The sequence below is a fragment of the Amycolatopsis melonis genome (assembly GCF_040064235.1).
In the GTDB taxonomy this organism is placed as follows: domain Bacteria; phylum Actinomycetota; class Actinomycetes; order Mycobacteriales; family Pseudonocardiaceae; genus Amycolatopsis; species Amycolatopsis melonis.
Genome location: NZ_JBDZYD010000014.1, coordinates 1 through 25,150, shown reverse-complemented (window position 1 = coordinate 25,150; position 25,150 = coordinate 1). Strand labels below are relative to the sequence as shown.

Sequence of the window (25,150 nt, the reverse complement as noted above, 5' to 3'; positions counted from 1 at the left end):
TTAGGGTCACCTAAGTTTGCGCCCCGATCGGGGTGCTGTCAGCAGCGGGAGGCGGGTCTACCGGTGAGCAACGGTGACGCTGTGCAGCAGGTTTCGGCGATCGGGTTCTGGCGGGACCGCCTCGGCTCGGCGCCGAAGGAACTGCCGCTGCCGGTCGACCGGCCGTACCCCGCGGCACCTGCAGCGCCGCGGGCCCGGCTCACCCGGCCGATCACGGCCGGCGAACCGGACGTCCTCGCCGCGTTCACCGTCCTGCTGTCCCGCTATGCGGGCACCACCGACGTCGTGCTCGGCATCGGCTCGCTGGTGCCGCTGCGGGTGGATCTGAGCGGGGCACCCGGTTTCGCCGACGTCGTCACCCGTGTCCAGGCGGCCCGGGAAGAGGCGCTGGCTCACGCGATTCCGTTCGGCGACCTCGTCGCCGAGCTGGGCCCGGAGCCGGGACGCGGGGGATCGGTGCTGGTCAACGTCGGTTTCGGGGCCGAGACCGACCTGCCGCTCGACCTGAACCTCACCCTCGACGACGGCGTGCTCACCGCCGACTACCGCGCCGACGTCCTCGACGCGTCCACTGTGGACCGCATGCTGGACCACCTCGGCCGTCTCGTCGAAGCGGGCCGCGAGCGTCCACAGTGGCCGGTCGCCCGGCTGGACCTGATGGGCCCGGCGGAACTGCGCCGGATGCTCGAAGAGTGGAACGACACGGACCTCGGCACGCCGCTGTCGACGCTGCCCGAGCTGTTCGCCGCCCGCGTCCGGGAAGCGCCGGACGCCGTCGCGCTCGTCTTCGAGGACGAGGAACTGACCTACGCCGAACTCGACGCGCGCGCCAACCGGCTCGCCCACGTCCTCATCGGACGCGGCGCCGGGCCGGAGCGCGTGGTCGCGCTCGCCGTGCCCCGCTCGATCGCGATGATCGTGGCCGAGCTGGCCGTGCTCAAGGCCGGTGCCGCCTACCTGCCGCTGGACCAGGACTACCCGGCCGAGCGGATCGCGTTCATGGTGTCCGACGCCCGCCCGGTGTGCGTGGTGACCACGAGCGACCTCGCCGACCGCTTCGACGGCGACGTCCTCCTGCTCGACGAACTCGACCTCGCCGCGGCGCCCGCGACCGACCCCGGCGCTCGGGTCGTCCCGGCCAACGCCGCCTACGTCATCTACACGTCCGGCTCGACCGGGCGTCCCAAGGGCGTCGTCGTGTCCCACGCGGGCGTGGCGAAGCTGGTCGCGACGCAGTCCGAGCGGTTCGGGGTGGGCCCGCACAGCCGGGTGCTGCAGTTCGCGTCGCCGAGTTTCGACGTCGCCTTCTGGGATCTGTGCCTCGGCCTGCTTTCGGGTGGGCGTCTGGTGATCGTCCCGGCCGAGCGCCGCGTGCCCGGGCCCGAGCTGGCGGACTACGCCCACGCCCACGGCGTCGACTTCATGATCCTGCCGCCCGCGCTGCTGGCCGAGTTTCCGGAGGACTGCGACCTGCCGCGGGACAGCGTCCTGCTGGCCGGGACCGAGCGCGTGTCGCCGGAGCTGGTGCGGCGGTGGGCGCCGGGACGCCGGATGTTCAACGCCTACGGCCCCACCGAGGCCACGACCAACTCGACACTCGGGCTGTGCGACCCGGAGATCGCGCCCGGCTCGGCCGTGCCGATCGGCGTGCCCGACCCGGGCACCCGCGCGTACGTCCTCGACGCGTACCTGGCGCCGGTCCCGGCCGGTGTGGTGGGGGAGCTGTACCTCGCCGGCTCCGGGCTGGCCCGGGGATATCTGGGACGGCCGGGGCTGACCGCGGAGCGGTTCGTCGCCTCTCCCTTCGGGTCCGGCGAGCGTCTCTACCGGACCGGTGACCTGGTGAAATGGCTGCCGGACGGGCGTCTGGTGTTCCTGGGCCGGGCCGACGACCAGGTCAAGATCCGCGGGTACCGGATCGAACTCGGCGAGATCGAGGCGGTGCTGGCCGAGCACCCGCGCGTCGCCCAGTCCGTCGTCGTCGCGCAGGACGGGCGGCTCGTCGCCTACGCCGTGCCGGTGCCCGACCGCGATCCCGCGGCCGAGCAGGGGCACGTCGACGAATGGCACGACGTCCACGAGGAGATGCTCGCCGGGTCCACCGGGATCGAGGAGAACTTCGCCGGCTGGAACTCCAGCTACGACGGCTCGGAGATCCCGCTCGGCGAGATGCGCGAGTGGCACGCGGCGACGATCGACCGGATTCGCGCGCTGCGCCCGAAGCGGGTGCTGGAGATCGGCGTCGGCAGTGGCCTGATCCTGTCGCGGATCGCGCCGGACGCCGAAACCTACTGGGGTGTCGACCTTTCCGAGAGCGCAGTCGAGAACGTCCGGCGCGAGGTCGCCGCGACGCCGTTCGCCGACCGCGTCCACCTCTCCGCTCGTCCGGCCCATGACCTGGGCGAGCTGCCGGACGAGCCGTTCGACACGGTGATCGTCAACTCCGTCGCGCAGTACTTCCCGAGCGCGGACTACCTCGCCGAAGTCGTGCACACTGCGGCCGGGCTGCTGGCTCCCGGCGGGGTGATCTTCCTCGGGGACATCCGGAATCTCCGGTCGCTGCGGGCGTTCCGGACGGCGACGGAGCTGCGGCACGGCCGGGCCGATGTCGCCGCGGTGGACCAGGCGATTGCCCGTGAGGGTGAGCTGGTGCTCGACCCGGATTTCTTCCCGGCGTTGGCGCGGGAACTCGACGGCTTCGACGTCGACCTGTGGGTCAAGCGCGGCGAGGCGCACAACGAGCTGACCCGGCACCGCTACGACGTTGTGCTGCGCAAGGCACCGAAGCGGGACCTGCCCGACGAGCAGGTGGTCGCGTTCGGCGATCTCGCGACGGTGGAACGGTTCCTGGCCGCCGAGACACCGGAGCGGCTGCGGGTCACCGGGATTCCGGACGCGCGGGTGTCCGGCGAGCTGGCCGCGGTCCGCGCCCTCGACGCCGGTGACCCGGCGGCCGCGCTCGCGGCGCTGGACGACCGGGACGGCGTCGACCCCGAAGACCTGCACCGCCTCGGCGAGCGCGCGGGTTACGAGGTCGCGGTCACCTGGGGTGCCGACGCCGGTGAGCTGGAAGCGGTCTTCAAGCGCCCCAATGTGGCCTTCGGTGCGTTGGACGCAACCAAGGCCACATTGGGGCGCCCGGGCGAAGACGGTCAGGACGGTCCGGTCTATCGTCCGGTGCGGCAGGCGGGCGCACCCGCGTCGTTTGCCAACAACCCGGCCGCCCGGCGGGAAACCGGGGCGCTGGTGGCGTCGCTGCGGGCGCACGTGCGGGACCGGCTGCCGCTGTACATGGTGCCCTCGGCGTTCGTCGTGCTGGACAAGCTTCCCGTGCTCGCGTCCGGGAAGCTGGACCGCAAGGCCCTGCCGAGCCCGGAGCGGTTCACCGCCGGGCCGGGCCGCGCGCCGCGCACGCCCGTCGAGCAGCTGCTGTGCGAGATGTTCGCCGACGTCCTCGGCGTCCCGCAGGCCGGGCCCGACGACGACTTCTTCGCCCTCGGCGGGCATTCGCTGCTGGCCACCCGGCTCGTCCAGCGCATCCGCGCGGCCGCCGGTGCCGAGGTGCCGGTGCGGGCGGTGTTCGACGCGCCGACCCCGGCCGCGCTCGCGGACTTCCTGACCGGGGCCGCGACCGGGACCGAACGGCGCCCGCTCACCCGCGTCCCCGAGCGGCCGGAGCGGCTGCCGCTGTCGTTCGCGCAGCAGCGGCTGTGGTTCCTGCACGGCCTGGAAGGCGGCTCGGCGACCTACAACGTCCCGCTCGTCATGCGGCTGGCCGGCGAGCTGGACGTCGAGGCGCTGCGCGCGGCGCTCGACGACGTCGTGGCGCGGCACGAGGCACTGCGGACGGTGTTCCCGGTCGACGGCGGCGTGCCGTACCAGGAAATCCTCGACGACAGCCGGGTGGAGCTGCCGGTACGGACGATCCCCGAGTCCGAAGTGGACGCCGAAGTGGACACGCTGGTCCGCGGCGTGTTCGACCTCGGCGCCGGCGTCCCGGTGCGGGCGGCCCTGCTGACGGTCGATCCGCGGCGGCACGTGCTCGTCCTGGTCGTCCACCACATCGCCGCCGACGGCTGGTCGCTGACCCCGCTGTGGCGTGACATCGCCACGGCCTACGGGGCCCGGCTGCGCGGTGAAGCTCCACAGTGGACACCGTTGCCGGTCCAGTACGCCGACTACACGCTCTGGCAGCGAGACCTCCTCGCCGCCGAGGAAGCCGCCCAGCTGGACTACTGGCGGGAAACGCTGGCCGGCCTGCCCGAGCGGATCACGCTCCCGCTCGACCGGCCGCACCCCGCGAGGTCCGCCTACCGCGGCGAGTTCTTCACCTTCGCCTGGGACGCCGGGCTCCAGGCCGGGCTCACCGACCTCGCGCGGGCCTGCGGTGCCAGCCCGTTCATGATCGTCCACGCGGGACTGACCGCACTGCTGTCGCGGCTGGGCGCCGGGACCGACATCCCGATCGGCACCCCGATCGCCGGCCGCACCGACCCGGCGCTCGACGACCTCGTCGGCTTCTTCGTCAACACCCTCGTGCTGCGGGTCGGCACCGGCGGCGATCCCTCCTTCCGCGACCTCGTGGCTCGCGTGCGCGAGCGCAGCCTCGACGCCTACGCCCACCAGGACGTCCCGTTCGAGCGGCTGGTCGAGGCGCTCAACCCGGCTCGCTCGCTGGCGCACCACCCGCTGTTCCAGACCATGCTGGCCTGGCAGAACACCCCCGGCGCCGGCGTCGAGCTGCCCGGGCTGACCGTCACCGAGCAGCCGGTGGGCACCGGCACGGCCAAGTTCGACCTCTGGTTCTCCTTCACCGAGCGGGCCGACGGCCTCCACGGCCAGGCCGAGTTCAACGCCGAGGTGTTCGACCGGGCCACCGTGACCGGCCTGCTCGACCGGCTCGAACTCCTGCTGCGGCAGGTGGTTTCGGCGCCGGACCGGCGCCTGGCCGAGCTGGACGTGCTGACCCCGGCCGAACGCGACGGCCTCGCCAGGACCTGGTCGGGTGCGGTCGAGGACGTCCCCGCGGTCACCGTGCCGGAACTGTTCGCCGCCCAGGTCGCGCGGACCCCGGACCACCCGGCCCTGGTCTTCGAGGGCGAAGTCCTCACCTACGCCGAGCTGGACGCGGTCTCCACCCGCCTCGCCCGGGTGCTGGCGGCCCGCGGCGCCGGTCCCGAGCAGGTCGTCGCGCTGGCGCTGCCGCGCTCGACACACCTGGTCACCGCCATTCTCGCCGTGCTCAAGGCGGGCGCGGCCTACCTGCCGCTCGACCCCGGCTACCCGGCCGAGCGCATCGCCTTCATGCTCGAAGACGCCGCCCCGGCCCTCGTCCTCGCCACGGCGGAGACGGCGGTGGAAGGCGCCCTGCTGCTCGACGACCCGGCCACGCTCGACGGGGTTCCGGCCGAGCCGCTCGACGTCGTGCTGCGGCCGGAGAACCCGGCGTACGTCATCTACACGTCCGGCTCGACCGGGCGCCCCAAGGGCGTCGTCGTCCCGCACGCGGGCATCGTCAACCGGCTGCTGTGGATGCAGGACGAGTACGGCCTCACCGGCGACGACCGCGTGCTGCAGAAGACGCCGTCGAGCTTCGACGTCTCGGTGTGGGAGTTCCTCTGGCCGCTGCTCACCGGCGCCACCGAGGTCCTGGCCCGGCCCGACGGCCACAAGGACCCCGCCTACCTCGCCCGGCTGATCCGCGAGCAGGCGATCACCACCGTCCACTTCGTCCCGTCGATGCTCCAGGTCTTCCTGCAGGAGCCGGCGGCGCGGGACTGCACGAGCCTGCGCCGGGTCCTGTGCAGCGGCGAAGCCCTGCCGCCGGACGCCGTCGACCGGTTCGCCCGGGTGCTCGACGCCGAGCTGCACAACCTCTACGGGCCCACCGAAGCCTCGGTCGACGTCACCGCCTGGCGGACGTCCACAGAGGACACGACCGTCCCCATCGGACGTCCGGTGTGGAACACCCGCACCTACGTCCTCGACGCCGCCCTCCGCCCAGTGCCGCCGGGCACGCCCGGCGAGCTGTACCTGGCGGGTGTCCAGCTGGCCCGCGGCTACCTCGGCCGCCCGGGGCTCAGCGCGGAACGGTTCGTGGCCGACCCGTTCGGCGCGCCCGGCTCCCGGATGTACCGCACCGGCGACCTCGCCCGCTTCCGCCCCGACGGGGTCCTCGAATTCCTCGGCCGCGGGGACGAGCAGGTCAAGATCCGCGGCTTCCGCGTCGAACCGGGCGAGATCGCCGCGACCCTGTCCGCCCACGAGGACGTCGCCCACGCCGTCGTCGTCGCCCGTGAGGACCGCCCGGGCGACGTCCGCCTGGTCGGCTACGTCGTGCCCGCCGACACTCCCGGCACGCCTGCCGAAGAAACCGGGCAGGTCGCCGAGTGGCGCGAGCTGTACGACTCGACGTACGCGCGGGCCGAAGACGGCTTCGCGGGCTGGAACTCCAGCTACACCGGCGAGCCGATCCCGCGGGCGGAGATGCGGGAGTGGCGGGACGCGACCGTCGCCCGGATCCGGGAGCTGGCGCCGCGGCGCGTCCTCGAAATCGGGGTCGGCGGCGGCCTGCTGCTGGCCGAGCTGGCCCCGGACTGCGAGACGTACTGGGGCACCGACGTCTCCGCCGAGGCGATCGCGTCGCTGGGCCGCCGGGTCGCGGCCGATCCCGCGCTCGCCGGGCGCGTCGAACTCCGCACCGGCGAGGCGGCCGACGTCGCCGGGCTGCCGTCCGGGTTCTTCGACACCATCGTGCTGAACTCCGTCGTCCAGTACTTCCCGAGCGGCGCCTACCTCCTGGACGTCGTGCGCAGGGCCCTGGACCTGCTCGCCCCGGGCGGCGCGCTGTTCCTTGGCGACGTCCGTGACCTGCGCCAGATCCGGGCCTTCCACGCCGAGGTCGTCCGGCACCGCGGCGGTGACGTCGAGCAGAACCTCCTGCGGGAGAAGGAGCTCCTGGTCGCCCCGGAGTTCTTCGCCGGGCTCGCCGGGGTCGCCGCCGACATCCGCGTCAAGCGCGGCCGGGCGGTCAACGAGCTGACCCAGTACCGCTACGACGTGGTCCTGCGCCCGGGAACCGCCGAGCCGCAGCCCGTCACCACGATGAGCTGGGGCACCGATGTGTCCACTGTGGAGGAGGTCGCGGCGGCTCTCCGGGACACCGGGCTCCGCGTCGACGGCGTCCCGAACGCACGCACCACCGAAGGCGGCGTCGATCCCGAGGACTGGTACGCCCTCGGTGACGACCGCGGCTACCGCACCGCCGTCACGTGGTCCGCGGCCGGTGACGGCTCGGTCGACGTCCTGTTCACCACCGGCGACCCGGCGGGGGCCTTCCGGCCCGGCACCGGGCCGCTGCTGTCCTACACCGGCAATCCGGCCCGCTCGCGCCGGAGCGCCGCGCTGCCCGCGGCCCTGCGGACGCTGGCCGCCGGGCAGCTGCCGGAGCACATGGTGCCGTCGGCGATCGTCGTGCTCGACGCGCTGCCGGTGACGGCCAACGGCAAGCTCGACCGCCGCGCGCTCCCGGCGCCCGACCTGGCCGCGCCGACGTCGGACCGCGAGCCGCGGACCCCGGTCGAGCGGCAGCTGTGCGAGCTGTTCGCCGAGGTCCTCGGCCTGCCGCGGGTCGGGCCGGACGACAGCTTCTTCGCCCTCGGCGGCCATTCGCTGCTGGCCACCCGCCTGATCGCCCGGGTCCGCGCGGCGCTGGACGCCGAGCTGGAAGTCCGGTCGGTGTTCGAGACGCCGACCCCCGCCGGCCTGGCCGGGGTGCTCGCCACCGCCCGCGGGACCGCGCGGCCGCCGCTGGTCCGGATGCGCCGCCCGGACCTCGTGCCGCTGTCGGGCGCCCAGCAGCGCCTGTGGTTCCTGCACCACCTCGAAGGACCGTCTGCGACCTACAACGTGCCGCTGGTCATGCGGCTCGAAGGCGACCTCGACGTCGAGGCGCTGCGAGCGGCACTGTCCGATGTGGTCGCCCGCCACGAGGCGCTGCGCACCCGGTTCCCGCAGCGGGACGGCGTGCCCTACCAGGACATTCTCCCCGCCGGGGAGATCGACCTGCCGGTGCGGGAAGTCACGGATCCCGGCGCGGCGCTGACCGGGCTCGTCCGCGGCGCGTTCGACCTGGAGCACCACGTGCCGATGCGCGTGGAACTGCTCCGGCTGGGCGAGCGCGAGCACGTCCTCGCGCTGGTGTTCCACCACATCGCCTCCGACGGCTGGTCGATGGCGCCGCTGTGGCGGGACATCGCCACGGCCTACGGTGCCCGGCTGCGCGGCGAAGCTCCACAGTGGACGCCGCTGCCGGTGCAGTACGCGGACTACACGCTGTGGCAGCAGGAACTGCTCGGCCGCGAGGACGACCCGGACAGCGTGCTCGGCGAGCAGCTGGACTACTGGCGGACCACTTTGGACGGCCTGCCCGAGCGGATCGAGCTGCCGCTGGACCGGCCGCATCCGGCGGTCGCGACGTTCCGCGGCGAGCTGCACACCTTCGGCTGGGACGCGGACCTGCACGCCCGGCTGGCCGGGCTGGCCCGCGAGTGCGGCGCCAGCGTGTTCATGGTCGTGCACGCCGCGCTCGCCGCCCTGCTGACCCGGCTGGGCGCGGGCACCGACGTGCCGATCGGCTCCCCGATCGCCGGCCGCACCGACCAGGCACTGGACGACCTCGTCGGGTTCTTCGTCAACACCCTCGTCCTGCGGGTCGACACGGGCGGCGAGCCGACGTTCCGCGAGCTGCTGGCCCGGGTCCGCGAGCGCAACCTCGACGCGTACGCCCACCAGGACGTGCCGTTCGAGCGGCTGGTCGAGGTGCTGAACCCGGCGCGGTCGCTGTCGTACCACCCGCTGTTCCAGGTCATGATCGCCGGGCAGAACAACGCCCGCGCCGACGTGCGCCTGCCCGGCCTGTCCGTCACCGAGGTCCCGGTGACCACCGGGACGTCGAAGTTCGACCTGGCGATCTCGCTGACCGAGCGCGACGGCGGGATCGACGGCGTGCTGGAGTTCAACGCCGACGTCTTCGACTACCCGACGGCGAACGGGATCCTGCGCCGTCTCGAAGTGCTGCTGCGTGCGGCGCTGGCCGAGCCGGACCGCCCGGTCGGCGCGCTCGACCTGCTCGACGGCGACGAGCGCGACCGGGTGCTGGGGGAGTGGGCCGGCTCGCTCGAACCGGCGGGCACCGAGACGTTCCCGGGGCTGTTCGCCCGCCGCGTGGCCGAGGCACCGGACGCGGTGGCGCTGGTCTTCGAAGACGTCGAACTCACCTACGCCGAGCTGAACGCGCAGGCCAACCGGCTCGCGCACCTGCTGGCCGCCCACGGCGCCGGGCCGGAGCGGGTGGTCGCGCTGGCCGTGCCGCGGTCGGCGGAGATGATCGTCGCGGAGCTGGCCGTGCTCAAGGCCGGCGCCGCCTACCTGCCGATCGACGTCGACTACCCGGGCGACCGGATCGCCTACATGGTCGAGGACGCGGCCCCGGTCTGCGTGGTGACGACGCGGGAGATCGCCGCGAAGCTGCCCGCGGACCTGCCGCGGGTCCTCCTCGACGACCCCGCCATCGGTGAAATGTCCACAGAGGACCCGTCGGTCGTGGTCAAGCCGGAGAACGCGGCGTACGTGATCTACACGTCCGGCTCGTCCGGGCGCCCGAAGGGCGTGGTCCTCCAGCACTCGGGGGTGGCGAAACTGGTCGCCACCCAGGTCGAGCGGTTCGGCGTGGGGCCGCACACCCGGGTGCTGCAGTTCGCGTCGCCGAGTTTCGACGTCGCGTTCTGGGACCTGTGCCTCGGCCTGCTCTCGGGCGGCCGCCTGGTCGTCGTCCCGGCCGAGCGGCGGGTCGCGGGCCCGGCGCTGAGCGAGTACGCGTTCGCCCACGACGTCGACTTCATGATCCTGCCGCCCGCGCTGCTCGACGCCATGCCCGAGGACTGTGACCTGCCACGGGACAGTGTCCTGCTGGCGGGGACCGAGCGCGTGTCGCCGGAGCTGATCCGGCGGTGGGCGCCGGGACGGCGGATGTTCAACGCCTACGGCCCCACCGAGGCGACCACCAACTCGACCCTCGGCGAGAGTGATCCGGTGGAACTGGCGGACGCGACGGTCGTCCCCATCGGCATTCCCGACCCGGGAACCCGGGCGTACGTGCTGGACGCGGGGCTGCGGCCGGTCCCGCCCGGCGTGGTGGGCGAGCTGTACCTCGCCGGTTCCGGGCTCGCCCGCGGCTATCTCGGGCGGCCGGGGCTGACGGCCGAGCGGTTCGTGGCGGACCCGTTCGGTTCGGGCGGGCGGCTCTACCGCACCGGTGACCTGGTGAAATGGCTGCCGGACGGGCGTCTGGTGTTCCTGGGCCGGGCCGACGACCAGGTCAAGATCCGCGGCTACCGGATCGAACTCGGCGAGATCGAGGCGGTGCTCGCGGAGCACCCGTCCGTTGGGCAGTCGGTCGTCGTCGCGCAGGACGGGCGGCTCGTCGCCTACGCGGTGCCGTCGGCGGGCCGCGACGAGGAAGCCGAGCTGGAGCACGTCGGCGAGTGGCGTGAGCTGCACGAGAACGTCTTCACCGAGGCGGCGTCCGGCGGGCTGGAGGAGAACTTCACCGGCTGGAACTCCAGCTACGACGGCTCGGAGATCCCGCTCGGCGAGATGCGCGAGTGGCACGCGGCCACGATCGACCGGATTCGCTCGCTGCGGCCGAAGCGGGTGCTGGAGATCGGGGTCGGCAGTGGCCTGATCCTGTCGCGGATCGCCCCGGACGCCGAGGAGTACTGGGGCGTCGACCTGTCCGAAAAGGCGATCGCGAACCTGCGCCGCGAACTCGCGGCGACGCCGTATGCGAGCAAGGTCCACCTCGCCGCGCGGCCCGCCCACGACCTGGGCGAACTGCCGGAATTCGACACGGTGATCGTCAACTCGGTCGCGCAGTACTTCCCGAGTACCGGTTACCTCGCCGAAGTCCTCCGCACGGCCGCCGCGCACGTGCGGCCGGGCGGGGTGATCTTCCTCGGGGACATCCGGAATCTCCGGTCGCTGCGGGCGTTCCGGACGGCGACCGAGCTGCGACACGGCCGGGCCGATGTCGCCGCGGTGGACCAGGCCATTGCCCGTGAGGGTGAGCTGGTGCTCGACCCGGACTTCTTCCCGGCGCTGGCCCGGGAACTCGACGGCTTCGGCGACGTCGACGTCTGGGTCAAGCGCGGTCACGCCCACAACGAGCTGACCCGCCACCGCTACGACATCGTCCTGCGGAAGGCCCCGAAGCCCGCCGCACCCGACGAGCAGGTTGTCGCGTTCGAGTCCCTTGTGGAGCTGGACCGGCTCCTGGCCGGGCGTCCGGACCGGCTGCGCGTGACCGGTGTGCCCGACGCCCGGCTGTCCGGCGAACTCGCCGCCGTCGCAGCGCTGGCCGCCGGGGACGCCGACGCCGCACTGTCCTCTTTGGCGGACCGGTCCGGCGTGGACCCCGAGACCCTGCACGACCTCGGTGAGCGTCACGGTTACCGGGTCTTCGCGACGCTGACGGCGGACGCCGGAGCCCTGGAGGCCGTGTTCACCACCGGCGAGCCGGTGCGCATCCACCGCGCCCGCCCGGTGCGGGCCGCCCTGGCCGCGCTCGGCAACCACCCGGCCGGGCAGCGGGACACGAACGCGCTGGTGACGGCGTTGCGCGCGCACGTGCGTGACCGGCTGCCGCAGTACATGGTGCCCTCGGCGTTCGTCATCCTGGACCGGCTGCCGCTGCTCGCCTCGGGCAAGCTCGACCGCCGGGCCCTGCCGAGCCCGGACCGGCAGGCGGAAACCACCGGCCGCGCCCCGCGCACGCCGGTCGAAGAGGTCCTCTGCGGCCTGTTCGCCGAAGTCCTCGACACGGCCTCGATCGGCGTCGACGACGACTTCTTCGCCCTCGGCGGTCATTCGCTGATGGCGACCAGGCTGGTCGCGCGGCTGCGCGCGGTCTTCGGCGTCGAACTGCAGGTGCGGTCGGTCTTCGAGACGCCGACCGTGGCCGGGCTCGCCGCCCTGCTGTCCACTTCGGACGCCGACGCGGCCCGGCCCGCGCTGGTGCGTGCCGAGCCCCGGCCGGACGTGCTGCCGCTGTCGTTCGCGCAGCAGCGGCTGTGGTTCCTGCACTGGCTGGAAGGCCCGTCGCCGACGTACAACATGCCGACCGCGGTCCGGCTGACCGGCGACCTCGACGTCGAGGCCCTGCGCACCGCCCTGTCCGATGTGGCCGGACGGCACGAAGCCCTCCGGACCGTCTTCCCGGAGATCGACGGCGAGGCCCGGCAGCTGATCCGCGACGACGTCACGATCGAGCTGCCCGTCCGCACGGTCACCGAGGCCACGCTCGCCGACGCGGTGTCCGAAGTGGCCGCGACGGTGTTCGCGCTGGAGTCGGAGATCCCGCTGCGGGCCGAGCTGCTGCGCCTCGGCGCCCGCGAGCACGTCCTGGTGCTGGTGTTCCACCACATCGCCTCGGACGGCTGGTCGACCGCGCCGCTGTGGCGGGACCTCGCCACGGCCTACACCGCCCGCCGGTCTGGCGAGGCTCCACAGTGGACTCCGTTGCCGGTGCAGTACGCGGACTACACGCTGTGGCAGCGGGACGTCCTCGGCGAGCGGGTGATCGAGCCGCAGCTGGCCTACTGGCGCGAAGCGCTGGCGGGCCTGCCGGACCGCATCGAGCTGCCCACCGACCGGCCGCACCCGGCCGAGGCGTCCTACCGCGGCGAGCAGTTCGCCTTCGGCTGGGACGCGGGACTCCACAGTGGACTCGTGGAGCTGGCCAGGGCCTGCGGCGCCAGTGTCTTCATGGTCGTCCACGCCGGGCTCACCGCCGTGCTGACACGGCTGGGCGCGGGCACCGACATCCCGATCGGCACGTCCATTGCCGGCCGCACCGACGCCGCGCTCGACGACCTCGTCGGGTTCTTCGTCAACACCCTGGTCCTGCGCGTGGACACCGGCGGTGACCCGACGTTCCGCGACCTCGTCGCCCGCGTGCGCGACCGCAGCCTCGACGCCTACGCCCACCAGGACGTGCCGTTCGAGCGGCTGGTCGAGGCGCTCAACCCGGTCCGGTCGCTGGCCTACCCGCCGCTGTTCCAGACAATGCTGGCCTGGCAGAACAACGCCGTCGCCGACCTCACCCTGCCCGGCCTCACCGTCGCGGAGGAACCGGTCCGGACCGGCACTGCCCGGGCCGACCTGACGTTCTTCGTCGGCGAGCGGCCGGGCCACCGGGCCGGGATCCGCGGCACCGCGGAGTACAACAGCGACGTCTTCGACCGGGCGAGTGTCGAAGCGATCCTGGAGCGCCTGCGCAGGCTGCTGCAGGCCGTCGTCGCCGACCCGGACACCCGCATCGGCGCCGTGGACCTGCTCACCGCCGCCGAGCACGACCAGCTCGCCCCCGATCCGGCGACGCCGCTCCCGGCGGAAACGGCGGCCGGGCTGTTCGCCGGCCAGGCGGCGCGGACCCCGGACGCGACCGCGCTCGTGTCCGGCTCCGACCGGCTCACCTACGCCGAGCTGGACGACCGCGCCACGGCCTTGGCCAGGGCGCTGCTCGCCCGCGGGGCCGGGCCGGAACGGGTCGTGGCGGTCGCGCTGCCGCGGTCGGCAGACCTCGTCGTCGCGCTGCTGGCCGTGCTCAAGACCGGCGCGGCCTACCTGCCCCTGGACCTCAACCACCCGGCCGAGCGCCTCGAGCTGATGCTCGCCGACGCGGATCCGCACGTGGTCGTCGCCGAGGACGGCTTCGGCGACCGCCTGGTCCGGCCCGGCGCGACCGCCGCCGAACCGGCCGCCTGGCCGGCGATCAGCCCGGACAGCCCGGCGTACGTGATCTTCACGTCCGGCTCGACCGGCCGCCCGAAGGCCGTCGCGGGGACCCAGCGCGCGCTGGCCAACCGGCTGCACTGGGGCCGCGACCTCGCCCACGGCGTACGGCTGGCGAAGAGCGCGCTGACGTTCATCGACGGCTCGACCGAGCTGCTCGGCGGGCTCGTCGCGGGTGACCCGGTCGTCTTGGCCGACGACGCGGCGGCCACCGACCCGCACGCCCTCGCCGAACTGGTCCGGACCTCCGGCGCGCAGGTGCTCACCGTGGTGCCGAGCCTGCTGGACACGTTCGTCTCCGACGTCGACGCGGACGCTCTGGCCTCGGTGACCACGTGGATCACCAGCGGTGAACCGCTGACGGACGCCCTCGCGGAGAAGGTCGCGGCCCGGTGGCCGTCGGCGAAGCTGGTCAACCTCTACGGCTGCTCGGAGGTCGCGGGCGACAGCCTCGCCCAGGTCTGCGGGCCGGTCGCGATCGGACGGCCGGTCGCGAACACCCGTGCGTACGTCCTCGACGCCGCGCTGCGGCCGGTGCCGCCGGGCGTGCGCGGCGAGCTGTACCTGGCCGGAGCCGGGCTCGCCCGCGGCTACCTCGGCCGTCCGGCGCTCACCGCCGAACGGTTCGTCGCGTCGCCGTTCGAGCCGGGGGAGCGGATGTACCGCACCGGCGACCTCGTCCGCCGCCGCGCCGACGGGGCACTGGAGTTCCTCGGCCGCGCCGACCAGCAGCTCAAGATCCGCGGGTTCCGCGTCGAGCCCGCCGAGGTGGAAGCCGTGCTGACAGCGGACACCGCGGTGGCGCGCGCGGCCGTGATCGCCCGGGACAACCGGCTGATCGCCTACGTCGCGCCGTCGGGCGACCCGGCCGCGCTGCGGGCCCGGGTGGCCGGGCGGCTGCCGGAGTACCTGGTGCCCTCGGCCGTCGTGGTGCTGCCCGAACTTCCGGTCAACGCCAACGGAAAGCTCGACCGCGCCGCCCTGCCGGACCCCGAGGTCCGGGCTTCGGGGCGGGTGGCGCGGACGCCGTCGGAACAGGCGTTGTGCGACCTGTTCGCCGACGTCCTCGGCGTCCCGGCGGTCGGCCCGGACGACGGCTTCTTCGCCCTCGGCGGGCATTCGCTGCTGGCCACCCGCCTGGTCAGCCGGATCCGCGCGCTGCTCGGCGTCGAGGTGCCGATCCGGGCGGTGTTCGACGCGCCGACCCCGGCCCGGCTCGCGGAACTGCTCGACCCGGGCCGCCGCGGCCGTCCCGCGCTGGTCCCGGCGCAGCGGCCCGAAGTGCTGCCGCTGTCGTTCGCGCAGCAGCGGCTGTGGTTCCTCGACCGCCTGGACGGTCCTAACGCGACCTACAACATCCCGTGGGCGTGGGAGCTGACCGGCCCGGTCGACGCCGGTGCGCTGCAGGCCGCCCTCACCGACGTCGTTGCGCGTCACGAAGTCCTGCGGACGCTGCTGGTCGAGGACCAGGGCACGCCCCGCCAGGTGGTGCTCGGCGAGGCCCGGCCGGTGCTGGTCACCGAGACCGTCACCGAGGCCGAACTCGACGAGCGTGTCGCGGCCGCGGCGTCGTACTGCTTCACCCTGGACGCCGAACTTCCGATCCGGGCGACGCTCGTGTCGGCGGGTCCCGAGCGGCACGTGTTCGTGCTGCTGGTGCACCACATCGCGGGCGACGGCTGGTCGCTGCCGCCGCTGAAGCGGGACCTCGACACCGCCTACGCCGCGCGGCTGCAGGGTGATCGTCCACAGTGGACGCCGTTGCCGGTGCAGTACGCGGACTACACGCTGTGGCAGCGGGAGATGTTCGGCCGGGCCGACGACCCGGACAGCCTCCTGGGCCGCCAGGCCGCGTTCTGGCGGGACACCCTCGCGGATCTCCCCGACGAACTGGCGCTCCCGGCGGACCGGCCGCGCCCGGCACGCTCGTCCAACCGCGGCGCCGCCGTGCCGTTCACCGTGCCCGCGACCGTCCATCGTGGACTCCGCGAGCTGGCGCACGGCAACGGCACCAGCACGTTCATGGTGCTGCAGGCCGCACTCGCGGCCCTGCTGACCCGGCTCGGCGCGGGCACCGACATCCCACTGGGCACGCCGGTCGCCGGCCGCGGCGACCACGCGCTGGAGGACCTCGCCGGGTTCTTCGTCAACACCCTGGTCCTGCGCACCGACACCGGCGGCGACCCGACGTTCCGCCAGCTCCTGGCCCGTGTCCGCGAAGCCGACCTGGCCGCCTACGCCCACCAGGACCTGCCGTTCGAGCACCTCGTCGAGCTGCTCAACCCGCCGCGGTCCCTGGCGCGGCACCCGCTGTTCCAGGTCATGCTCGCGGTGTACCACTCGGGTTCCGAACCGGAACGGCTGCTCGGGCTGGACGCGTCCTACCGGGACACCGGGCTGCGGCAGGCGAAGTTCGACCTGTCCTTCGACCTGGTCGAAACCCCCGAGGGCATCGACGGCGACCTCGAATACAGCCTCGACCTCTTCGACGAGCCGACCGCCCGCACGCTCACCGAGCGCCTGGTGCGGCTGCTGGCCGCGGTCGTCGCGGACCCGGACCGGCCGCTGAGCCGCCTCGACGTCCTCGACACGGCCGAACGGCACCGGATCGTGCACGAATGGGGATCCGGCGCGCCGCTGACGGTTCCGGCGCCGACGGTCGTCGACCGGCTGGCCGCGCAGGTGGCGGCGACGCCGGACGCGATCGCGCTGAGCGACGCGGATTCGCGCGTCACCTTCGCGGAGTTCGCCGCGCGGACCGACCGCCTCGCCCGGTGGCTCGCGGCGCAGGGTGCGGGTCCCGAGAAGATCGTCGCGCTGGTGCTGCCGCGGTCGGCAGCGGTCGTCGAGGCCATCTTCGGCGTCTTCAAGACGGGCGCGGCGTACCTGCCGGTGGACCCGGACCAGCCGGGGGAGCGGATCGCGGCGATCCTCGCCGACTCCGGTGCCTCGCTGGTGCTCACCAGCCGCGCGCTGGCTTCGCGGGTCCCGGGGGCGCTGTGCGTCGAGGACATTGTGGACAGTGACGCGGCGCTGACCCCGCCGTCACCGGCGAATCCGGCGTACGTGCTCTACACGTCCGGCTCGACCGGCAAGCCCAAGGGTGTCGTCGTCCCGCATTCCGGCCTGGTGAACCTGTTCCACAGCCACCGCGAGACGCTCTACCGCCCGGCGGTGGCCGCGGCGGGCGGGCGGCGGCTGCGGGTCGGGCACGCGTGGGCGTTCTTCTTCGACGCCTCCTGGCAGCCGCAGCTGTGGCTGCTCGACGGGCACGAGGTGCACGTCGTCGACGACGACACCCGCCGCGACCCGGACCGGCTGGCCGCGGTCGTGCGCGAACGGCAGCTGGACTTCCTCGAACTCACGCCGTCGCACTTCGCGCAGCTGGCCTCGGCCGGGGTGATCGCGGACGGCGAATGCGCGCTGGGCGTCGTCGGCGTCGGCGGCGAAGCGGTGTCCCAGACGCTGTGGGAGACGCTGAAGTCCATGCCGGGCACGGCGGCGTACAACCTCTACGGCCCGACCGAGGCCACAGTGGACGCTCTGGTCGGCCGGTTCGCCGACGCGGACCGCCCGGTGGTCGGCCGCCCGGTGCACAACGCCCGCGCGTACGTCCTCGACGGCGGCCTGAGCCCGGTCCCGGCCGGGGTTCCGGGCGAGCTGTACCTGGCCGGCGCGGGACTGGCACGCGGCTACCACGGCCGTCCCGCGCTGACCGCGGAACGGTTCGTCGCCTCGCCGTTCGAGCCGGGTGAGCGGATGTACCGCACCGGCGACCTGGTCCGGTGGCGGCCGGACGGGCAGCTGGAGTACCTCGGCCGCACCGACGACCAGGTCAAGATCCGCGGCTTCCGGATCGAGCCGGGCGAGATCGAGACGGCGCTGACCCGCCACGACGACGTCACGCAGGCACTGGTCGTCGTCCGGGACGAGCGGCTGGTCGCGTACACGACCCCGGCGGCCGCGGACCCGGCGCGGCTGCGGGAGTTCCTGGCCCGGTCGCTGCCGGAGTACATGGTGCCCGCGGCGATCGTCCCGCTCGACGCGTTCCCGGTGACGCGCAACGGGAAGCTCGACAAGGCGGCCCTGCCGGTGCCGGAGTTCGAGGCACGCGGCCGGGCGCCGGAAACGCCGCTGGAGAAGGCCCTGTGCGAGATCTTCGCGGAGGTTCTCGGCGTCGCGGCCGTCGGCGCCGACGACGACCTGTTCACCCTCGGCGGGCATTCGATGCTGCTGGTGGTCCTGCGCAACCGGATCACCGAACGGCTCGGTGCCGAGCTGGAGATCGCCGAGTTCTTCCGTACCCCCACCGCGGCGGGCCTCGCCGCGCTGATCACCCGAGACGCGAGGTAGACGTGCACCGCACCCTGATGAACGCCAAGATCCACCGCGCCACCGTGACGCAGGCCGACCTGCACTACGTCGGCTCGCTGACCATCGACGCGGACCTGATGGCCGCGGCGGACATCGTCGAAGGCGAGAAGGTCCAGGTCGTCGACATCACCAACGGCGCCCGGCTGGAGACCTACGCCATCACCGGCGAGGCGGGCTCCGGCGTCATCGGCGTCAACGGCGCGGCCGCGCACCTGGTGCACCCCGGCGACCTGGTCATCATCATCACCTACGCGCAGGTCCACGAGTCCGAGCGGGCGGGCCACCGGCCGCGGGTGGTGCACGTCGACGCGGACAACCGGCAGGTCCACTTGGGCCACGATCCGGCCGAGCCGGTGCCCGGCGCGGAAGCCCAGCTCTCGGGCCGGGGTGGGCGCTGACACAGTTGCTTTCGCAGGGTGCCCTAAATAAGGTGTGCCTATCCTAAAATCTGGTCGAGAGGTTCTCATGTCCGTGTTCGAAGGTGCTGCCGGGCTCAGCCGGCGTGGATTCCTGATCGGGGCCGGCGGCTTCGCGGCGACCGTCGCCCTCACCGCGTGCGGGAACGGCAGCGACAAGCCCGCCGCCGCGGCGTCCGGGCCCTGGGAGTTCACCGACGACCGCGGTCAGAAGGCCTCGCGCGACCAGCGCCCGTCGCGCGTGGTGGCCTACGTGAGTTCCGCGGCCGCGCTGTGGGACTACGGCGTCCGCCCGGTCGGCGTGTTCGGCCCGCAGAAGAAGGCCGACGGCGGCAAGGAGATCCAGGCGGGCAACATCGACCTCGCCGCCGTCACCTCGATCGGCAACGCGTGGGACGACTTCAGCATGGAGAAGTTCGCCGCCACCAAGCCGGACCTGGTGATCACCGGCCTGACCGGTGCCAAGCCGACCGACCTGTGGGTGCTCAAGGACGACCTCGGGCCCAAGGTCCAGCAGGTCGCGCCGATCGTCGCGCTCTCGGAGTACAAGGTCGCCCTGCCGAAGGTGATCGAGCGCTACGAGCAGCTCGCCGTCGCCCTCGGCGGCGACGCGAACTCGGACGTCATCAAGAAGGGCAAGGAGGACTTCCAGAAGGCCTCCGACGACCTGAAGGCGGCCATCAAGGCCAAGCCGGGCCTGAAGGTGCTGGTCGTGTCCAGCGACAAGGACAACCTGTACGTCTGCAAGCCGGAGTTCTTCGCCGACCTGGCCTACTACCGCGACCTGGGCCTGGACATCGTCAACGGCGGCGGCTCCGACGACTACTTCGAGACGCTCAGCTGGGAGCAGGCAGGCAAGTACCCGGCCGACCTGATCCTCACCGACAGCCGCACGTACGCGCTTTCGCGGCAGCAGCTGGCGCAGATCCCGACGTGGGCGCAGCTGCCCGCGGTCAAGGCGAACCAGGTCGCCGACTGGTCGACCGAACCCCGCTTCAACCCGGTGCTCGCGGCCCCGGTCATCCGGCAGCTGACCGAGGTCGTCAAGGGCGCCCGCACGGACATCACCGCCTGAGGAGGCCCGCCGTGACCAACCCGTTCGAAGACCCTTCCGGCACGTACCTGGTCCTGGTCAACGCCGAGAACCAGCACAGCCTCTGGCCGGAGTTCGCCGACGTCCCGCCCGGCTGGACGGTCACCTTCGGCCCCGCCGCCCGCCAGGCCTGCCTCGACCACGTGGAAGCGAACTGGACCGACATGCGTCCCAAGTCCCTGGCCGACGCCATGGACGCCTGACCCGCTTCCCTCCGACACGCCGGGAACCCGCAAGGTTCCCGGCGTGTCGTCGTCCCAATCACGAGTGATGCCCTTCCAATCACGCGAGATGCCCGCCCAATCACGCGGGTTACGTCTTTGATCACGCGAGTTCCGCGTTCAATCACGCGAGTTACGTCTGCGATCACGCCAGTTCCGACTCCGATCACGTGAGATCGGTGAGCCGGAACGGCGATCACCGGTGATCAGAAAGGCATCACGTGTGTCTGGAGGGGCATCACTCGTGATTGGAGGGGCATCACGGCGTCAGGGACGGTGACCGGACCAGGCCGCCCAGAGCTTCGCGTACTGGCCTCCCGCGGCGACCAGCTCGTCGTGCGTGCCGGACTCCACCACGGCGCCCGCGTCCAGGACCACGATCCGGTCGGACGCCGCCGCCTGGGTCAGGCGGTGGGCCACCACCAGGGCCGTCCGTCCCTCCAGGGCCGCCGCGGCGGCCGACTCCAGGACCCGCGAACCCGCGCTGCCCGCCTCGGCTGTCGCCTCGTCGAGGATCGCGATCGGCGGGTCGGCCAGCACCAGCCGGACCAGGGCCAGCTGCTGGGCCTGCGTCACCGTCAGCTGGTGACCGCCTTCGCCGACCACCGTCGCCAGCCCGTCCGGCAGGGAGTCCACCCAGGACAGTGCCCCCACCTTCGCCAGTGCCGCCCGCAGTTCCGCGTCGGACGCCGACGGGCGCGCCAGCCGCAGGTCCTCGGCCAGTGGCCCGGCGAAGACGTGGACCTCCTGGCTGATCAGCGCCACCGTCCGGCGGGTGGCCTCGCCGCCCAGCTCGTCCAGCGGGACGCCGCCGAGCGTGACCGATCCGGTGTCCGGGCGGTGGATTCCGGCGATCAGCTTGGCCAGCGTCGTCTTCCCGGCCCCGCTCGCCCCGACCAGCGCCACCCGCTCGCCGGGGGAGACGTCCAGGTCGATGTCGCGCAGCACCGGGTGACCATCCACATAGGAGTGCCCGACGCCCGCCGTCTTCACCGACGCGTCGACCGGGCGCGCCGGCCGCTCGGGTGCCGCCTCGGCGGGCAGGTCCGCGACGCCGATCAGGCGCGCGAGGCTCGCCGCGGCCGCCTGCGCGTCGTCCACCAGTGCCAGTGCCGTCGTGATCGGGCCGAACAGGCTGTGGAAGTACAACGCCGCCGCCGTCGCGACGCCCGCCGTCACCGCGTCCGCCCCGACCAGCACGAACCCCATGGCCAGCACCGCCGACAGCCCGACGAACTCCGCCAGGTTGAGCCGCGCGTAGAACCGCGTCACCAGCCGGATCCCGCGCAGCGCCAGCTCGACCGCCACGCCGGACCGCTCCCGCACCCGCTCGAGGTGCGTGTCCTCCAGCCGGAACGCGCGGACGGTCTTCGCCCCGCCGATCGTGTCGAGTAGCTGCTGCTGTTGCGCCCCGACCGCCTCACGCTGGCTCGCGTACAACGGCTTCGCGCGCGGCACGTACCAGCGCACGGTCCACAGCTGGATCGGCACCGCCACCAGCGCGGCCAGCAGGAACCGCCAGTCCAGCACGGCCAGCGCCCCGAGCGTCAGGACGACCGTCAGCACCGACCGGCCCAGTTCGGGCAGCGCCTGCCGGACGGCTTCGGCGACGACCGAGACGTCGTTCGTCACGCGCGTGGTGAGGTCGCCGGACCCGGCGCGTTCGAGCTGGTCGAGCGGCATCCCGAGGGCCCGCTCGACGAAGCGCTCGCGCAGCTCGGCCAGGATCGTCTCGCCCAGCCGCGCGACCAGCGAGACGCCGATCGCGGTCGCCACCGCCTGCCCGAGCGCCACCAGAACCAAGCCCACGACGGGCGTGACCAGCTCGCTCGCCGGGTGCCGCGTCGCGACCAGGTCGACGACCCGGCCGAGCAGGGGCGCGGTGAGCAGGCCGATCGCCGTGGCCGCGACGAGCATCGTGAACGCCGCCGAGGTGCGCCCCTTGGCGCGCCCGGCCAGCTCGGCGACGACGGCGCGGATCCGGCGCCCGTCGGCGACGGGGAGGAGTTCGCGGGTCATGACAGCACCACCGCCCGGTAGTCGGCCCGATCGGCCAGTTCGGCATGACGTCCTTCGCCCGCGACCCGCCCGTCGTCGAGCAGGACGACGCGGTCGGCCGCGGCCAGCAGCGCCGGGCTGGTGGTCACGAGGATCGTGGTGCGGCCACACCGCAGCTCCGCCAGCCCGGCGGCGATCCGCGCCTCGGTGACGGTGTCGACGGCGGTCGTCGGATCGTGCAGCACCAGCACGGGCGCGTCGGCGGCCAGCGCACGGGCCAGTGCGACCCGCTGGCGCTGCCCGCCCGAGAGCGACCGCCCGCGTTCGGTGACGGCGGTCGCGACGCCGTCGGGCAGCGCGCCGGCCACCTCGTCGACGGCGGCCGCGGCCATCGCTTCGGCGGCCAGCGGGCCGGTTCCGACGTTCTCGGCGACCGTTCCCGCGAACAAGCCGGCGTCGTGCGCCGCGACCAGCACGACCTCGCGGACCCTGCTGGGGTCCACAGTGGACAGGTCGACGGCGTCGACCGTCACCGCGCCGCTCGCTGGATCGGCCGCGCGGCCCAGGCAGTCCAGGAGGTCCGTCGCCGCGGCCGGGTCGGTGGCGACCACGCCGAGCAGCTCGCCGGGCCGGGCCTCGAAGGCGACGTCGCGCAGGACGCCGTGGCTCAGCGAGGAAAGCCTGACGTGCCCCGCCGGCGGGTTGGGCAGCGTGGCGTCCCCGGCACCGACGGCGGGCGGCGCGTTCAGGACGTCGGCGATGCGTGCGGCCGAGGCCCGGCCCTGGGCGAGTTCGCCGTTGACCCACGAGAAGATCGAGAACGGCGTGATCAGGTACTGCGCGAGCCCGACCGCGGCGACGAGGTCGCCGACACTGATGTCACCCGACGCGGCGAGCGTGCCGCCGACGAGGGCCACCACCGCGATGAAGATCCCGGTGAGCGCGAGCAGGGCGCCGTTGTGCCAGGCCTGGGCGCGCGCCGCGCGCAGCGTCGCCCGCAGCGAGTCCCGGCTGGTCCGGCGGTAGCGGTCGACGGCGGCGCGTTCGGCGCCGATGCCCTTGAGCACGCGCAGCCCGGCGACGAGATCGGTGGCGACGCCGGAGGCGAACGCGGACCGCTCCTGCTCGGCCTCGCTGCGGCGTTCCAGCGGCTTGCCGACCAGGTGGGCCAGGTACAGCATCGGCGGCGTGCCGAGCAGCACCAGCAGGCCGAGCGGCAGCGACATGGTCAGCAGCGCGACCGCGCTGACCAGCAGCCCGGCCAGCCCGGCGACGCCGAACGGCAGGACGCCGTTGACCGTGCCGACGCGCTTGGCGTCCGACGTCGCGATGCTGACCAGCTCACCGGCGAGGGTGCCGGACTCCGTGCCGCCCGCCGGGTGCAGCACGCGGCGGCCGAGGTCGAGCCGCAGGTCGTGCGCGGCGCGTTCCGCGGCCCGCTCGCCGAAGCGGGCACCGAGGCGGTAACTGGTCGACAACGCCGCGAAGAGCACGCCGAGGACCGCCAGCCAGAGCACGAGCGTGCCGGCCGAGCCGCCGGCGACGGCCCGGTCGATGACCACGCCGATCACCACCGGCACCAGTGCCTCGCCGCCCTGGTGGCCCGCCGTCAGCAGCGCCGCGAGGGCCACCGATCGGCGTTGCCCGGCGATCGAACGGCGGAGGACTTCCCGTCCGGTCGTGCGCACCCGCGCCTCCCTGTCCAGTCGTGGGATAGGTAAGGCTAGTCTAAGTAAAGAAGTTACGGGGACACGGTCGGCTTCGTCTCAGTTCCCGGTTCGGCCGCCGGCTCGCCGAACCGGGCCAGCGCGAGCGCGGCGGCCACGGCGAGCACGAACCCGGCGACGGCCACGACGGCGAAGCCGGGCCGCGTGCGGTCGCCGAGGGCGAGGACGCCGACCAGGGACGGGAACACCGTCTCGCCGAGGACCATCATCGCGGTCGAGGTGGTGACGCTGCCGCGTTGCAGCGCCGTCGCGTAGAAGAGCATCGCCATCCCGCCCGCGACCGCGACGACGTAGGTCGCGGGGTCGGTGAGCAGGTCGAGCGGGGCGAGGCTGGGGATGATCCGCCCGGCGATGGCGACGACGCCGAAGCACAGCCCGGCGACGAGGCCCAGCGCGGGCGTCCGGATGCGGCGCCCGGCCTTCCCGGCGGCGATCCCGGCGGCGGCGAGCACGACGACCGCCCCGGCCAGCACGAGCCGGAACCCGAGTCCGACCGGATCCGACCCTTCGCTCTCGGCGGCGGCGCCGAGCAGCCCGAGCCCGGCGCACACGACGACCACGGCACCCCATTCGCGGCCGCCGAGCCGGACGCCGAGAAACCGCGCGGCCACGGCGGTCACGGCCAGGCTGGCGGCCAGCGCGGCCTGCACGACGAACAACGGCAGCACATGCAGGGCGGCGATCTGAGCGACGAACCCGAGGACGTCCAGCGACAGGCCCAGCACGAACTTCCACTGGCCGAGCACGCGCACGAGCAGCCGGGGATCGACACCGTCGCGGCCGGTGTCGGTGGCCTGCGCGGCGACCGACTGCATCACCGAAGCCACGCCGTACGCACATGCCGCGCCGAGGGCGCAGAGCAGTCCCCACCACATGTCGATCACTCTATGGGGTGTGCCGGGCGGCGCGTGTCCGGAAACTGTCGGTGCCGCGCGGTAGCTTGTCCCCATGTCGAACACGAGTTCGAAGACGCACCGGTCCTGGCCGCCCCGGCTCGCCGGCGACGAGCTGCGCCTTCTGCTGGATTTCCTGCAGTTCCTGCGGGCCACGGTGGTGAACAAGCTGGCGGGCCTGACCCGGGAGCAAGCGGCGGCCACGCCGTTGCCGTCGTCGCCACGGACGAGCGCGCTGGGCGTGGTCAAGCACCTCACGGCGGTCGAGCGCTGGTGGCTGTCGATCGAGGCGGGCGGGGCGGACCTGCCGTCGTTGTGGGCGGGCACCCCGGACCCGAGCTGGGACCTGACCCCGGACGACACCCCGGCCTCGGTGGTGGCGGCGTACAAGGCGGAGTGGGAGAGGGCGGAGAAGGCGCTTCGGGGGCTGGGCCCGGACGACCGGACCCGGCGGCGGTCCGGGTTCACCGTGCGGTGGGTCGTGGCGCATGTGGTCCAGGAGACGGCGCGGCATGCGGGACATTTGGACGTTCTGCGTGAGCTGGCCGATGGGGAGGTGGGGGGGTGAGGGGACCGG

General features: G+C 73.5%; 8 protein-coding genes. 5 read left to right on the top strand and 3 right to left on the bottom strand.

Features of this window, described 5'->3' with window-relative positions; all coding sequences use genetic code 11:
* The first annotated feature begins 63 nt into the window (after window positions 1–63).
* From ABJI51_RS33205 to ABJI51_RS33190, 4 genes are all read left to right on the top strand, one after another.
* Complete coding sequence (locus ABJI51_RS33205; RefSeq protein WP_348955030.1) at window positions 64–18,204, top strand: amino acid adenylation domain-containing protein; 18,141 nt, start codon at window positions 64–66, stop codon at window positions 18,202–18,204.
* Between the two features lie 2 nt (window positions 18,205–18,206).
* Entirely contained in the window at window positions 18,207–18,623 is a 417-nt protein-coding gene (gene panD, locus ABJI51_RS33200; protein ID WP_348955029.1) for an aspartate 1-decarboxylase, read from the top strand.
* A 67-nt stretch (window positions 18,624–18,690) separates the two neighbouring features.
* Window positions 18,691–19,716 carry an ABC transporter substrate-binding protein gene (locus tag ABJI51_RS33195; RefSeq protein WP_348955028.1) on the top strand — a complete coding sequence of 342 codons (1,026 nt, stop codon included), beginning with the start codon at window positions 18,691–18,693 and terminating at the stop codon, window positions 19,714–19,716.
* Window positions 19,717–19,727: 11 nt separating this feature from the next.
* The gene (locus ABJI51_RS33190; protein ID WP_348955027.1) at window positions 19,728–19,937 is read left to right on the top strand and encodes an MbtH family protein; all 210 of its coding nucleotides are present in this window, start codon (window positions 19,728–19,730) and stop codon (window positions 19,935–19,937) included.
* Between the two features lie 285 nt (window positions 19,938–20,222).
* On the opposite strand, the gene ABJI51_RS33185 is transcribed toward ABJI51_RS33190, so the two are convergent.
* From ABJI51_RS33185 to ABJI51_RS33175, 3 genes are read right to left on the bottom strand one after another with little or no spacing between them, the layout of a single operon-like run.
* On the bottom strand, window positions 20,223–21,974 hold the full coding sequence (locus tag ABJI51_RS33185; protein ID WP_348955026.1) for an ABC transporter ATP-binding protein: 1,752 nt from the start codon (window positions 21,972–21,974) through the stop codon (window positions 20,223–20,225).
* Complete coding sequence (locus tag ABJI51_RS33180; RefSeq protein WP_348955025.1) at window positions 21,971–23,641, bottom strand: ABC transporter ATP-binding protein; 1,671 nt, start codon at window positions 23,639–23,641, stop codon at window positions 21,971–21,973. The genes ABJI51_RS33185 and ABJI51_RS33180 overlap by 4 nt, the downstream gene beginning before the upstream one ends.
* A gap of 53 nt (window positions 23,642–23,694) precedes the next feature.
* Window positions 23,695–24,555, bottom strand: coding sequence for a DMT family protein (locus ABJI51_RS33175; protein WP_348955024.1), 861 nt, complete (start codon window positions 24,553–24,555; stop codon window positions 23,695–23,697).
* A gap of 73 nt (window positions 24,556–24,628) precedes the next feature.
* On the opposite strand from ABJI51_RS33175, the gene ABJI51_RS33170 reads away from it, so the two are divergent.
* The gene (locus ABJI51_RS33170; protein WP_348955022.1) at window positions 24,629–25,141 is read left to right on the top strand and encodes a DinB family protein; all 513 of its coding nucleotides are present in this window, start codon (window positions 24,629–24,631) and stop codon (window positions 25,139–25,141) included.
* Window positions 25,142–25,150: the final 9 nt, after the last annotated feature.

Bases quoted from the DNA above. Each gene is read 5' to 3' on its own strand.
- ABJI51_RS33175 (WP_348955024.1), bottom strand. From the start codon at position 24,555: ATGTGGTGGGGACTGCTCTGCGCCCTCGGCGCGGCATGTGCGTACGGC.
- ABJI51_RS33185 (WP_348955026.1), bottom strand. From the start codon at position 21,974: ATGACCCGCGAACTCCTCCCCGTCGCCGACGGGCGCCGGATCCGCGCC.
- ABJI51_RS33170 (WP_348955022.1), top strand. From the start codon at position 24,629: ATGTCGAACACGAGTTCGAAGACGCACCGGTCCTGGCCGCCCCGGCTC.
- ABJI51_RS33195 (WP_348955028.1), top strand. From the start codon at position 18,691: ATGTCCGTGTTCGAAGGTGCTGCCGGGCTCAGCCGGCGTGGATTCCTG.